The sequence below is a fragment of the Thiocystis violacea genome (genome assembly GCF_016583565.1).
GTDB lineage: Bacteria > Pseudomonadota > Gammaproteobacteria > Chromatiales > Chromatiaceae > Thiorhodococcus > Thiorhodococcus violaceus_A.
Genome location: NZ_NRRF01000004.1, coordinates 16,867 through 29,781, shown reverse-complemented (window position 1 = coordinate 29,781; position 12,915 = coordinate 16,867). Strand labels below are relative to the sequence as shown.

At 63.5% G+C, this 12,915-nt stretch carries 11 protein-coding genes; 2 read left to right on the top strand and 9 right to left on the bottom strand.

What is annotated here, in order from left to right:
• Positions 1 to 31 precede the first annotated feature (31 nt).
• The gene (yrfG, locus tag CKO23_RS02530; protein WP_200328180.1) at positions 32 to 712 is read right to left on the bottom strand and encodes a GMP/IMP nucleotidase; all 681 of its coding nucleotides are present in this window, start codon (positions 710 to 712) and stop codon (positions 32 to 34) included.
• A gap of 29 nt (positions 713 to 741) precedes the next feature.
• Here yrfG and nudE point away from each other — a divergent pair, with 29 nt between their 5' ends.
• Both nudE and CKO23_RS02520 read left to right on the top strand, forming a co-directional pair.
• On the top strand, positions 742 to 1,290 hold the full coding sequence (gene nudE / locus CKO23_RS02525) for an ADP compounds hydrolase NudE (protein WP_200328179.1): 549 nt from the start codon (positions 742 to 744) through the stop codon (positions 1,288 to 1,290).
• A gap of 93 nt (positions 1,291 to 1,383) precedes the next feature.
• A complete protein-coding gene (locus CKO23_RS02520; RefSeq protein WP_200328178.1) occupies positions 1,384 to 2,415 on the top strand; it encodes a thioredoxin family protein in 1,032 nt (343 codons plus the stop codon).
• Positions 2,416 to 2,423: 8 nt separating this feature from the next.
• On the opposite strand, the gene coaE is transcribed toward CKO23_RS02520, so the two are convergent.
• The 8 genes from coaE to CKO23_RS02480 form a co-directional block, all read right to left on the bottom strand.
• Complete coding sequence (gene coaE / locus CKO23_RS02515) at positions 2,424 to 3,020, bottom strand: dephospho-CoA kinase (RefSeq protein WP_200328177.1); 597 nt, start codon at positions 3,018 to 3,020, stop codon at positions 2,424 to 2,426.
• A gap of 9 nt (positions 3,021 to 3,029) precedes the next feature.
• Positions 3,030 to 3,920 (bottom strand): prepilin peptidase, encoded by an 891-nt coding sequence (locus CKO23_RS02510; protein ID WP_200328176.1) that lies wholly within the window; start codon positions 3,918 to 3,920, stop codon positions 3,030 to 3,032.
• Positions 3,921 to 3,925: 5 nt separating this feature from the next.
• A complete protein-coding gene (locus CKO23_RS02505; RefSeq protein ID WP_200328175.1) occupies positions 3,926 to 5,188 on the bottom strand; it encodes a type II secretion system F family protein in 1,263 nt (420 codons plus the stop codon).
• Between the two features lie 17 nt (positions 5,189 to 5,205).
• The gene (pilB, locus tag CKO23_RS02500; protein ID WP_200328174.1) at positions 5,206 to 6,921 is read right to left on the bottom strand and encodes a type IV-A pilus assembly ATPase PilB; all 1,716 of its coding nucleotides are present in this window, start codon (positions 6,919 to 6,921) and stop codon (positions 5,206 to 5,208) included.
• A 226-nt stretch (positions 6,922 to 7,147) separates the two neighbouring features.
• Positions 7,148 to 7,981, bottom strand: a complete 834-nt coding sequence (locus CKO23_RS02495; protein WP_200328173.1) for a LabA-like NYN domain-containing protein — start codon at positions 7,979 to 7,981, stop codon at positions 7,148 to 7,150.
• A 247-nt stretch (positions 7,982 to 8,228) separates the two neighbouring features.
• On the bottom strand, positions 8,229 to 10,175 hold the full coding sequence (gene acs / locus CKO23_RS02490) for an acetate--CoA ligase (protein ID WP_200328172.1): 1,947 nt from the start codon (positions 10,173 to 10,175) through the stop codon (positions 8,229 to 8,231).
• 150 nt (positions 10,176 to 10,325) lie between these two features.
• Positions 10,326 to 11,003, bottom strand: coding sequence for an exonuclease domain-containing protein (locus CKO23_RS02485; protein WP_200328171.1), 678 nt, complete (start codon positions 11,001 to 11,003; stop codon positions 10,326 to 10,328).
• A gap of 45 nt (positions 11,004 to 11,048) precedes the next feature.
• The gene (locus CKO23_RS02480; RefSeq protein WP_200328170.1) at positions 11,049 to 12,914 is read right to left on the bottom strand and encodes a putative nucleotidyltransferase substrate binding domain-containing protein; all 1,866 of its coding nucleotides are present in this window, start codon (positions 12,912 to 12,914) and stop codon (positions 11,049 to 11,051) included.
• Position 12,915: the final 1 nt, after the last annotated feature.

Genomic DNA, 12,915 nt, shown 5'->3' with positions numbered 1-12,915 from the left:
TCGTGGTGACGGTCGAGGGCCGTGTCCGGGATCAGGGTCCGGGCAGCGGCATCAGCTCGGAGAAGTTGGCGATCGCCGGGAAGCTGTCGATTTCGCGCCTGGGCTTCTTGGAGTCCGGCTCCATGACGGCGAGCAGCCAGCGGAAGCCATAGTCCCGCGCGGCCTGGAGGACGCTGAGGTTGTCGTCGACGAAGAGCGTTTTCTCCGGGTCGAAGGGTTCGATGGCGTGCAGTCTCGGCCAGAAGTCCGGTGATTCCTTCGCCACGCCAAGATCGTGCGAGGAGATGACCCGCTCCAGATGCCCCGAGAGCCGGGTGCGCTGGAGCTTGAGATCGAGCGTCTTTTGGTGTGCGTTGGTGACCAGGACGCGCCGCTTGCCCAGCGCGGCCAGGGACTCCAGGAAGTCCATGACGTGTGGATGAACGGCGATGAGGTGTTCGACCTCCTGCTTGAGCAGGACGATGTCGAGGCCCAGCTCCCGACTCCAATGATCGACGCAGTACCAGCTCAGCGTGCCTTCGATGTCGCGGTAACGCGGAATCAGCTCTGCCTTGGCGGCTTCGAGCGAGAGCCCGCGCGCCTCCCCGTAGCGCCGTGGGACGTGTTCGAGCCAGAAGTGATTGTCGAAGTGCAGGTCGAGCAGCGTCCCGTCCATGTCGAGGAAGACACTGTCGATCCGGCTCCAATCGAGCCCGTCATGCGTCGCTGTCATGCTCTCGTCGTCCAGTTAGGAGCCCGCTCATGCGGACAAAGCCCAGGATAGTCGGTCGGCGGCTGGTTGCGCACAGCCGTCTCTTTCGGATCGAGGAGATCGATCTGGAATTTTCCAACGCCACCCGCCGCACCTACGAGCGTGTGCCGGGTGGCGCAGACTCTGTGTTGATTGTACCGATCCTGGATGCGGAGACGGTCCTCCTGATCCGCGAATATGGGGCGGGCAGCGAGCGCTATGAGCTGGGCCTCCCCAAGGGCGTCGTCGAGCCGGGCGAGGATCCGCTGACCGCGGCCAATCGCGAGATCCAGGAGGAGATCGGCTATGGCGCTAGGGATCTGCGCATCATCGACCGCCTTTCGCTGGTTCCGGGCTACATCCAGCACCACAGCCTCATCGTGCTGGCGCGAGACCTCTATCCGCAGCGACTGCCGGGAGACGAGCCCGAGCCCATCGAGGTCGTGCCCTGGCGGTTGGACCAGCTCGATGCCCTGCTGGCGCGCGAGGACTTCGACGAGGCCAGATCCATTGCCGCGCTCTTTCTGGCCATGCGGTTTCTGGAGCGCGAGACGCTATGATGTCAGCCGTCAAGGCAACGGATCCTGCCGCCGTCGGCTGATTGGCGGGTCGCATTCGCCTCGATCGCCTGAATGCCCGGATGGAGGGCTGGTATGTCAATCTTCCCCAAATCGATCGCCCTGATGCTGTCTGTCGGTCTCCTCTGGTGGACTGGCGCTCTCGCCGCGGAGGCCGGTCAAGCCGATCGGGACGCTTACAGCTTCGACGACTTTCCGCGCGGGGATGTCCTGCAGTACCCGAGCTGGTTCAAGCGGAGCTTTCTGGACATCCGGGCCGATCTCGATGAGGCGCTCGCCCAGGACAAGAAGGGGCTGATCCTCTATTTCGGGCAGAAGCGCTGCCCCTACTGTCATCAACTCATCGAGGTCAATTTCGGTCTCCAGGATATCGTCGAATATACCCGGCGGCACTTCGATCTGATCCCGATCGACATCTGGGGCGTCGATGAGGTCACCACGCTGTCGGGCGAGGTGGTGACGGAACGGGAGTGGTCGCACCAGGAGCAGATGGATTTTACGCCGGCCATCCTCTTCATTGACGCCAAGGGTGAGGTGGCACTGCGGCTGCGCGGTTATTACCCGCCGTACCAGTTTCGGGCCGCGCTCGAGTACGTGGCGGACGGTCACTACAGGCGTGAGGCCTTTCGCGACTATCTCGCCCGTGGCGACAACCGCATGGTGTTCGATGCCGAGGATCTCAACGAGGAGCCGTTTTTCGCCGCGCCACCCTTCAATCTGGATCGCCGCTACCCGGCGGAGCGTCCCTTGGTCGTCTTCTTCGAGCAGGGTGATTGTCATCCCTGCGACGTGCTGCACGGCCAGGCGCTGAAGTCTTCGGCGATCAGCCGGCACTTTGGCGACCTCGACAGTGTGCAGTTGGACATGTGGTCGGATACGCCCGTGGTCACGCCGGCGGGCGAACGAACGACGGCGCGTGAATGGGCGGCTGACCTCGGGCTTTTCTATGCCCCGGCGATGGTCTTCTTCGACGAGCGCGGTCGGGAGATCATGCGGCTCGATTCGGTCGTCGGCTTCTATCGGCTCAGGAACGTGCTGAGCTATATCCTCAGCAAGGCCTACCTGACCGAGAGCTTCGGCGATTGGCGGGCGTCGCGGGCCTTCTGAAGCGACGCCTATGGCGCCGAAAGGCGCAGGTAGCGCGCGTGCAGCCGGCGGACCTGTGACTCCAGCGCCGCGCCATCGCCGCTGTTGTCGATGACGTCGTCGGCGCCCGCCAGGCGCGTTTCGCGCGAGACCTGGCTGGCGAGGATGCGCCGGATTTCTGCCTCCGCTAGACCGCTACGCTGCGCAACCCGTTCGATTTGAAGGTGCTCAGGGATATCGACGACCAGGACGCGGTCGGCGAGGTTCTGCTGGCCGGTCTCGAACAGCAATGGAATGACGAGCACGGCATAAGGCGTGGCGAGCGAGGCTAGACGCTCGAGCATGAGCGTCTTGATCGCCGGATGCAGGATTGCTTCCAATCGGCCGCGTGCAACGGGGTTCTGAAAGACCTGCTCACGCAAACGCGCGCGATCCAGGGCGCCATCTGTCTGGAGGACCTCCTCCCCGAAGGCGTCCGCGATGCGGGCGAGGATCGGGCTTCCTGGTGCCGTCAGCTCCCGCGAGAGCTGGTCAGTGTCGATGATCCCGGCTCCCAGCTTTCCGAGTTGGTCGGAAACGCTCGTCTTGCCGCTACCGATGCCGCCGGTCAGGGCGATGACAAGCATCTGGCGCGACTACCCGAGTCCGCTGATGCGCAGGTAGGCGTCGTTGATCGGGCCGCCCCACAGCAGGCTGATCCATCCTGCCGCGGCGAGGTAGGGGCCGAATGGCATGGGCTTGCCTTGCTCATGACGGCCGCTGAGGATCAAGGCAATGCCGATGACGGCGCCGGTCAGCGCCGAGAGCAGGATGATCTGCGGGAGATACTGCCATCCGAGCCAAGCGCCGAAGAGCCCCAGCAGCTTGAAGTCTCCGTATCCCATGCCCTCCTTGCCGGTGGTGAGGCGAAAGAGGTGGAAGACCAGCCACAGGCTCAGGTAGCCGGCCACCGCGCCGATGATGGCGGAGTGGCTATCGGTGAAGACGTCGAACAGGCTCAGGAAGAGCCCCACCCAGAGCAGCGGCAGGGTGATGCTGTCCGGAAGCAGCTGGGTGTCGTAGTCGATCAGGGCGAGCGCGATCAAGGTCCAGGTCAACATCAGGGCCGCCCCCATCTGCCAGGTCACCCCGAATTGGGCGACCACGACCAGGGTCAGAAGCGCCGTGGCCATCTCGACCAAGGGGTATCGGACGCTGATGCGCGTGCCGCAGGCCGAGCAGCGGCCACGCAGGAGGAGATAGCTGACGACCGGGATGTTCTCGTAGGCGCGAATCCGGTGTCCGCACGCGGGGCAAGTCGAGGGCGGATTGGAGAGCGTTAGGGCCGGCGGGCTGTCATCCGCGGATGCCTCCCCCTCGCCATTCAACTCGGCGCAGTCGCGCCGCCAGCCCGCCTCCATCATCTTCGGGACCCGCAGGATGACGACATTGAGGAAGCTGCCCATGATGAGCCCTAGGGCGATGGCCGTTGCGTAGAGCAGGCCTTCGTTCTCCTGGAGCAGGCTGAGGATCTCTTGGCCGGGCATTGGGCTTAGACGACCGCGGCGAGCTTGAAGATCGGCAAATACATGGCGACGACCAGACTACCTACCAGCCCGCCGATGACGACCATGATCATCGGCTCCAGCAGGCTGCTCAGGCTGTCCACGGCATTGTCCACCTGCTCCTCGTAGAAGTCGGCCACCTTGCCCAGCATGTCGTCGAGCGCGCCGGATTCCTCGCCGATGGCCGTCATTTGGATGACCATGTGAGGGAAAATGTCGCGCTGACGCATTGCCAGTTGCAGGGACTGGCCGGTCGCGACCTCCTCGCGCATCTTGAGCACCGCGTCCTGATAGACGATGTTGCCAGTCGCGCCGGAGACCGACTGCAGGGCCTCGACGAGCGGGACGCCGGCGGCGAACATGGTCGAGAGCGTGCGCGCGAACCTGGCCAGCGCGGCCTTGTTGAGGATGCCGCCGATGACCGGGATCTTCAGCGAGGCGCGGTCCACGACCTCGCGGAACTTGCGCGAGCGCTTGAAGACGTAGCGGATGCCATAGACGAGCCCGGCGAAGCCCAGGAGCATCGCCCACCACCATTCCCGCACGATGTCGGACAGACCGATGACCATGAGCGTGAAGGCCGGCAAGTCCGCGCCGAAGCTGGTGAAGAGTTCTTTGAACTGCGGGATGACGAAGAGCAGGATGACGACGGTGACCACGATGGCCACCACGATGACGGCGGCCGGGTAGAAGAGTGCCTTCTTGATCTTGCCTTTGATGGACTCGGTCTTCTCCTTGTAGGTCGCGATCTTGTCGAGCAGGACGTCGAGGACACCCGCCTGTTCGCCGGCCGCGACCAGACTGCAGACGAGGTCATCGAAGTAGAGTGGATACTTGGCGAGCGCGGGCGCGACTCCGGTGCCGCCCTCGATGTCCTGCTTGATGGACAGAATCATGTCCTGCATGGACGGATTGTCGTGTCCGCGTCCCACGATGTCGAAGGCTTGGACCAGGGGGACGCCGGCGGTCATCATGGTGGCCAGCTGGCGGGTGAAGATCGACAGATCCTGTCCGGTGATCTTTTTCTTGCCGGTGCCCAGCAGTGGTTTTGGCTTCGCCTTGACCTTGGTCGGGTTGACGCCCTGGCGACGAAGATCGGCACGCACGGCATTGATACTCTGCGCGCGGCTCTCGCCCTTGACGCGCGCGCCGCGTCGGTCCATGCCCTCCCAGGCGAATACGCGGGCCTGCTCGGTTGCGGGCTTGGCCTTGGGCTTTGCCTTGAGCTTGTTTGCTGCTGCCAGTGCCATCGTGATGACTCCGTGGTTTATTCCTTGGTGACGCGATTGAGCTCTTCCAGGCTCGTGACTCCCGCCTTGACTTTGCGCAGTCCAGACGCGCGGAGATCGGCGATCCCCTCGAGACGGGCCTGATCAGCCAACTGCATCGAATTGCCCCCTTCCAGGATGAGCCGCGTGACGGCCTCGGAGATCGGCATGACCTGGAAGATGCCCACGCGGCCCCGGTAGCCCTTGTTGCAGTGCTCGCAGCCGACGGGGCCGTAGATGGTCAATCCTTCGTCGATCTCATCGTCCTTGAAGCCCTCCTCCCGGAGTGCTTCACGCGGCAGATCCACGGGTGTCCGGCAATGCGTGCAGAGGCGTCGGGCGAGCCGCTGCGCCATGATGAGGAGCACGGACGAGGCGATGTTGAAGGGTGCCACGCCCATGTTGGCCAGACGCGTCAACGTCTGGGGTGCATCATTGGTGTGCAGTGTCGAGAGCACCAAGTGACCTGTTTGAGCCGCCTTGACCGCAATTTCGGCGGTCTCGAGGTCGCGGATCTCGCCGACCATGATGATATCCGGATCCTGGCGAAGAAATGCCCTCAACGCCGCCGCGAAGGTCAACCCGCTCTTTGGGTTCAAGTTGACCTGATTGATCCCAGCGACCTGGATCTCGACGGGGTCTTCGACGGTGGAGATGTTGATCTCGGGCTCGTTCAGGATATTGAGTGCGCTGTACAGGGATACCGTCTTCCCCGATCCGGTCGGACCGGTAACCAGGATCATGCCATAAGGCTTCTTGATCGCTTTGAGAAACGCCTCACGTTGTTCGACCTCGAATCCAAGTGATTCGATGCCTACGCGGGCGGCACTCGAGTCGAGGATACGCAAGACGACCTTTTCGCCGTACAGCGTTGGCAAGGTATTGACGCGAAAGTCAATGTCGCGCGTGGCGCTCAATTTGAGCTTGATGCGGCCGTCTTGCGGAACGCGACGCTCGGCGATGTTCATGCGCGACATGACCTTGAGGCGCGCGGTCAGTCGCCCCGCGAGGTTGAGCGGGGGATTGCCGACCTCTCGCAGCAGACCGTCCTGTCGGAAGCGGATCCGGAAGAACTTCTCGAAGGGCTCGAAGTGGATATCCGAGGCGCCGCAGGTGATGGCATCCACCAGCACCTTGTTGATGTAGCGCACCACAGGCGCTTCGTCGATGTTGGCGTCCGATTCGGCGCGCTGCTCGTCATCGTCTCCGCCGAGCTCCAGATTCTCCAGGTCGGCATCCTGGAACTCGCTGATGTTGGTGGTGTCGTTGGCTTGCAGCGCCGCTTCGATCGCGACATTGAGCTTGTCTTCCTCGACCAGGATGGCGTCGGTGGAGAGGCCCGTGTTGAAGCGGATCTCTTCGAGGGCCTGATCGTTGGTCGGGTCGGAGAGGGCGATAAAGAGTCGGTTGCCGCGTTTCAGGAGCGGGAGCGCGCGGTGTTTGCGGATCAGGCGCTCATCGACCAGGCTCATCGGGAAGTTCGACGGCTCGAAGGCGCTCAGGTCGAGCAAGGGGACGCCGAACTCATGCGAGGCGGCGAGCGCGATGCGGCGGCTGTCGAGGAGCTTCTGCTGTACCAGGTGCTGGACGAAGCTTTGGCCCTCGGCCATCGCCCCCTCGTAGGCATTGCGCATCTGCTCCTCGGAGATCAACTGATCCTTGACTAGGCGCCAAGCGAGTCCAGAGGGTTTGACTTTGACTTGATCCGTTGACATGGGCTGCCTTTCCTGGTCGAGCAGTCTCTAGGGACGTGGGGGATCCTGGAGATCGAGCCGTTCCCTGAAGCATCCGGTGTTGCGGAGCATACTCTCGGGTGCCAGGGTTCGAGCGAACCTGTTTCGGCCAACCAGCATAACCTACTTGACGCGAGGCCGTTGTCCGTTCTGTCCGGCTCGACTCATTCGCGTGGTGCCGGCCGTGACGCAGCCGGAGTGCGATGCCTCAGCGATTGACCGAGAAGGCAAGCCTCACATTGTTCGCAACCAGTCCATTATCTTTTTGATCGCTCTCGTTGACATAGAACTCGAGCACTGTTTCGCGATTCAGCAGCAGGTCTTCCGACACATCTTCCGCAAGCTCGTTCGCATGGCAAAAGACGCTGGTGTAGGGCGAGTTCGGCTCACGGGGGTCGGTGATCCAGAGATTCGGCGAGATCTGGTCCATGATGCGCAGGAAGCCATAGCCCTTTTCCGGGAACCACTTGGTGCAGACGCCGCGCACGCAGGAGCCTGGTTTGCCCCAATCGTTGCGTGGCTCGTAGGTCACTGGCAGCAGGTCCGGGATCAGAAAGCCTGAGTAGAAGGCATCCACTTCCTGCTGCAGCAGGCGCGAGACGTTCTTGAATCCGATCAGCTCGACTCTGCAGCCGGTGTTCTGCAGGGCTTCCACCACCTGCAGGAAATCGCCGTCGCCCGTCACGAGCAGCACCTGATCCAGCCGATTGGCCTGGAGCATGGCGTCGACGGCCATGTCCAGATCGGCATTCGCCTTGGTCGTGACGTTGCCGTTTTCATCCGTGTAGCGCCTGACCAGCTTGACGGTGATCTTCCAGCCGAAGTCACGCACCATTTGTTGGTAGGTCTGTGCCTTCTTCCTGTATTCGGAATCCTCGCGTGCTCGCTCGGCATCGAAGGCCATGTAGGTGTTGAGCCGCTGAAGGATCCCGCCTTCCCGTCCCGCGAACAGGCGCAGCACGTCGTAGCGCATCTGATACCCACCGTTGTAGCGAACATTCTCCGCATCGACGAACACGCCTACTCTCAAGTTCGAGCCCAAGCTTGACCTCATTGTGTGAATTGTGTGAGTTGTGTGAAAGAGTCGGGCGTGCCTGCATCGGCAGGCGCCTCGATCGGAAGCTCTGCGTCGTCGCGCGGTGGCTCCAGAGACGTGCGACCTGTCGCAACAGCGTCTCATTCAAGCCGCACCCGCGGTGAGCGTCACTGACAGTGCCGTAGCCTGTCGCCGCTCGGGGTGCCCGTCCGCGTGCGTGGCGGACGAGCCCCCGAAAGGGCGTCTTTACGCCTTACTGGTTGGCGCGGTTCTCGATCAGATCTTCGACCACGGTCGGGTCGGCCAGCGTCGAGGTGTCACCGAGCGAGTCGATCTCGTTCGCGGCGATCTTACGCAGGATGCGGCGCATGATCTTACCGGAGCGGGTCTTCGGCAGCCCAGGCGCCCACTGGATGAGGTCCACGGTCGCGATCGGGCCGATCTCGCCACGCACCAGTGCCACCAGCTCTTTCTTGAGGTCGTCCGTTGGCTCCACGCCTGCCATCGGGGTCACATAGGCATAGATGCCCTGACCCTTGAGGTCGTGTGGATAACCGACGACGGCTGCCTCGGCGATGTGCGGATGCAGCACCAGCGCGGACTCGATCTCGGCCGTTCCCAGGCGGTGACCAGAGACGTTGAGGACGTCGTCGATACGCCCGGTGATCCAGTAGTAGCCATCGGCGTCACGCCGCGCGCCATCGCCCGTGAAGTACTTCCCGGGATATTGCTTGAAGTAGGTGTCGATGAAGCGTTGATGATCGCCGTAGAGGGTGCGCATCATCGCCGGCCATGGGCGGGTCAGCACCAGGGCGCCTTCGCCTTCACCTTCGATCGGGGTGCCCTCGGCCGGATCCACCAAGGCCGGCATGACGCCGAAGAAGGGGCGAGTCGCCGAGCCGGGCTTGAGCGGCGTGGCGCCCGGCAGAGGGGTGATCAGGTGACCGCCGGTCTCCGTCTGCCACCAGGTATCGACGATGGGGCAGCGCTCGTCGCCGACGACGCGGTGATACCACTCCCAGGCCTCCGGGTTGATCGGCTCGCCGACCGAGCCGAGGATGCGCAGCGACTTGCGCGAGGTCTTCTTGACCGGCTCCTCGCCGGCGCGCATCAGCGAACGGATCGCGGTCGGTGCCGTATAGAAGATCGAGACATTGTGCTTGTCCACCACCTGCCAGAAGCGCGACATATCCGGGTAGTTCGGGATGCCCTCGAACATGAGCGAGGTCGCGCCATTGGCCAGCGGCCCGTAGACGATGTAGGTGTGTCCCGTGACCCAGCCGACGTCGGCGGTGCACCAGTAGACCTCGCCGTCCTGGTAGTCGAAGGTGTACTTGTGGGTCATGGCGGCGTAGACGAGGTAGCCACCGGTGGTGTGCAGCACGCCCTTCGGCTTACCGGTCGAGCCCGAGGTGTAGAGGATGAACAGCGGGTCCTCGGCGTCCATGTCCACGGGCGGGCAATCGGTGGAGGCGGCTGCCACGGCCTCGTCGTACCAGATGTCGCGACCCTCGCTCCATTCCACATTCCCGCCGGTGCGACGCACCACGACCAAGGTGTCGACGCTCGGGCATTCCTGCAGCGCGGTGTCCGCGTTGCGCTTCAGCGGGATGTGACGCCCGCCGCGCACGCTCTCGTCGGAGGTGATGACCAGTTTGCATTCGGAGTCGAGCACGCGGTCGCGCAGCGAATCCGGCGAGAAGCCGCCGAAGACGATGGAGTGGGCCGCGCCGATGCGGGTGCAGGCCAGCATGGCGACGGCGGCCTCCGGGATCATCGGCAAGTAGATGCAGACACGATCGCCCTTCTGCACGCCGCGCGACTTGAAGACGTTCGCCAGCTTGCAGACCTCGGCGTGGAGTTCGCGGTAGGTGATCTTGCGATCCTCCTCCGGGTTGTCGCCCTCCCAGATGATGGCCACTTGGTCGCCGCGGGTGTCGAGGTGGCGATCCAGGCAGTTGTAGGAAACGTTGAGCTTCCCGCCCTCGAACCACTTGATGTAGAGATTGCTGGCATCGAAGCTGTAGTCCATGACCTTGTCCCAAGGCTTGGACCAGGTGACGAACTGCTCGGCCTGCTCGGCCCAGAAACCGTTCGGGTCGTCGATCGAGCGCTGATAGAGGCTTGCATATTGCTCGGCGTTGATATGCGTCTTGGCCGCGATGTCCGCTGGCACTGGATAGACTTTTTCTTCTGACATCGTTGTTGTCTCCTCGGCGTGGGATGGCATTGTGGTTTGGGCCAGCGAAGCGCCCGATCGGATTCTCCGAGGCAGCTGGCTGGCGGTGATGGGAGATAGTAGCCCTTTGCGGGATCGTGTATCTAGACGGAACGCATGGTGTATTTGGCCTTAGCAGAGGAAGTCCGCGAGGGGCAGTCCTCTGCCGTCATCGCGGTAGGCTGCCTGGGCCAGGAACAGCTCGGCCGCCGTCAAGGCGTCACTCAAGGCGTTGTGGGCGCCGTAGCGTGGCAGGTTGTAGCGGCTGGCGAGCGCGAACAGCCGCAGATCCGAGGCTTGGTAGGGGATCTGACGGCGCTCGAATGTCCGGTAGGCCAGCACCTGGGTGTCGATGATCGGCATCAAGAGTCCGCGTCCCCAGCAGGTCTTGCAGGCGTTGCTCAGGAAGCCCTGCTCGATGGTCGCGTGATGCGCGATCATCACCTTGCCCGCGAGCGCCGCCAGCACCTCCGTCATGACGTCTGCCAGCTCGCCCCCCTGAGCCGATTGATCGTCGGTGATCTGATGGATCACCGCGCTCGCCTCTGGAATCGGCCGGTCGATGCGCACGACGCGGTGCCGCGCGGTCGAGAGGTCGATCGCGTTCCCTCGCACGGTGACATAGCCGACGCTCAGGATCTGATCCTGGCGGGTATCGAGTCCGGTGGTCTCGAGATCGATCGCCAGATACTCGCGCGCGCGATAGTCGGTCCGTCGGTGCGGGAACGGCTGCTCCAAATAGTCACGCAACGGGCCTGGCGGCGCGCGGTGCAAGTGCCAGCGACGGCGCCAGTCGAGGACGGATGGCATCAGCTGCCGACCCGCGCGTCCGGCGGCGCCGGCTTGCGCCCGCCGCTAGGCAAAACGCCCCGCCTGATACCGCTGCCCGAGCGATTCCTGCATGGTGTTGATCAAGAGGAACGCCTCCTTCAGGTGTCCCCGCTCCAGCGGCGACAGATCATCCGGTGAGAGGAAATTGTCGGCCTTCTGGGCGTGACGGAGCTGACGGGCCTGATGGCGCATCCGCAGCGTGCCGATGAACTCCAGCGCATCGATGAGGTTGGCCGCGCCATCCTTGCTGAGCGCGCCACGCTCGGCCGCCGCCTGCAGCCGCTCGATGGTATTGGTCTCCGCGATCCCGGCCGTGAGCGAGTAGACGCGCGCCAGATCGATGATCGGGACGATGCCGCGATGCTTGATGTCGAAGGTATGGTCGTGATCGCCGCCATGGATGAGGACGATGTTGCGAAAGAAGCCCAGCGGTGGACGATTCTTGATCGCGTTGGATGCCATGTAGGCGATGAAGATGCGATTCGAGCGTGAGCGCTCCAGCACCCGCTCCTGCAGCTCCGGGAAGAGGCTGCTGGGATCGTGCAGCGGGCGCAGGTCGAAGAAGACGCTCGAGAGCATCAGCGCCATCGGCTCCGGCTTGAGGATCCAATTGGTGAAGTATTTGTGCCAGATCCGCAGCGGCTGCCGCCACTTCGGGTTCATGGCCATGACATCGCCGGGGCAGTAGATGAAACCGCAGGCGTTGAGTCCGTCGTTGACGAACTTGGCAAGCGCCGCGAAATAGGGCTCGTGCTCGGGCGTGGCCTGATCGGAGAGGAGCAGCGCGTTGTCCTGATCCGAGTGCGACGATTGCTCCCGACGTGCCTGCGAGCCGCCGACCATCCAGGCGTAGGGGACCGGCGGGGCACCGAGCGCCGCCTCGGCCAGCTCCAGCAGGCGCAGCGTGATGGCATCCGTGATGGCGCTGACCGCTTGGCCGACGTGATTGCCCGTCGCGCCCCCGGTGATCAGATGGACCTGCAGCTCGGCGATCTTGGCGCTGATGGCCACCAAGGTCTCGATGGTTTCGGCCCGATGGATATCGCCGACCAGATAGACCGAGTTCGTGCTCTGAAAGCGCGTCAGGTCGGTGGAGGAAATGAGCCCGGCGACCTGGCCGTCCGCGAGCACTGGCAGGTGGTGCACGTTCAGTCGCGTCATGGTGATGAGCGCCTGAAAGCCCAGCGTCTCCATGTCCACCGTGGTCAGGGTGTCGGTCATGATGTCCCGAACCGGCCGGTCCGTGGGCAGACCAGCGGCGACGCAGCGATTGCGCAGATCGCGGTCCGTGATCATCCCCGCGAGACGCTCGCCATCCATGATCAGGAGGGAGGAGACATGGTGCTCCGACATGATCCGTGCGGCATCGCGGATGCTCGTCTCTGGACCCGTCGTGATGGCGCTGCGCTTGACCATGTCTCGAACCCGCACCGTCATCAGCCCGGTGCCCGCGCTCGGCGCGTCGACCACGATATCCAGCGCCTTGCGCAGCCGGTTCGAGATGGATTGATCGAAATGCTCCGAGAAGGCGGCGTGCTTGGCGCGCAGATCCGCCAGCTCCGTGCAGGGCAGGGCATAGACCAGGGTATCCTCGGCGGTCGTGCCCTGGTAGTTCAGCTCATCGGGTTGCTCGCGGCACGGCATCTCGCAGAGGTCGCCCTCCGCCAGCTTGCCGATCAGCTCGCCCTCGGGATCGCGCAGCTCGACGGCGCCGCGTCGCAGGATGTAGAGGCAGGGCTGCTCGGCCTCGCTCGGAGGAAACTCGGTGCCACGGCGGAAATAGCGCACGGACAGACGTTTGGGTAGACGCTCGAGCGCCTCCTGCGGGAGCTGATCGAAGGGTGGATGACTGGCTAGAAACTCCTGGATTTCGATCAGTTCGACATCCATC

Coding starts and splice junctions, on each gene's coding strand:
- acs (WP_200328172.1), bottom strand. CDS start 10,175: ATGTCAGAAGAAAAAGTCTATCCAGTGCCAGCGGACATCGCGGCCAAG.
- pilB (WP_200328174.1), bottom strand. CDS start 6,921: ATGTCAACGGATCAAGTCAAAGTCAAACCCTCTGGACTCGCTTGGCGC.
- CKO23_RS02520 (WP_200328178.1), top strand. CDS start 1,384: ATGTCAATCTTCCCCAAATCGATCGCCCTGATGCTGTCTGTCGGTCTC.
- CKO23_RS02510 (WP_200328176.1), bottom strand. CDS start 3,920: ATGCCCGGCCAAGAGATCCTCAGCCTGCTCCAGGAGAACGAAGGCCTG.
- coaE (WP_200328177.1), bottom strand. CDS start 3,020: ATGCTTGTCATCGCCCTGACCGGCGGCATCGGTAGCGGCAAGACGAGC.
- nudE (WP_200328179.1), top strand. CDS start 742: ATGCGGACAAAGCCCAGGATAGTCGGTCGGCGGCTGGTTGCGCACAGC.
- yrfG (WP_200328180.1), bottom strand. CDS start 712: ATGACAGCGACGCATGACGGGCTCGATTGGAGCCGGATCGACAGTGTC.
- CKO23_RS02485 (WP_200328171.1), bottom strand. CDS start 11,003: ATGCCATCCGTCCTCGACTGGCGCCGTCGCTGGCACTTGCACCGCGCG.
- CKO23_RS02480 (WP_200328170.1), bottom strand. CDS start 12,914: ATGGATGTCGAACTGATCGAAATCCAGGAGTTTCTAGCCAGTCATCCA.
- CKO23_RS02505 (WP_200328175.1), bottom strand. CDS start 5,188: ATGGCACTGGCAGCAGCAAACAAGCTCAAGGCAAAGCCCAAGGCCAAG.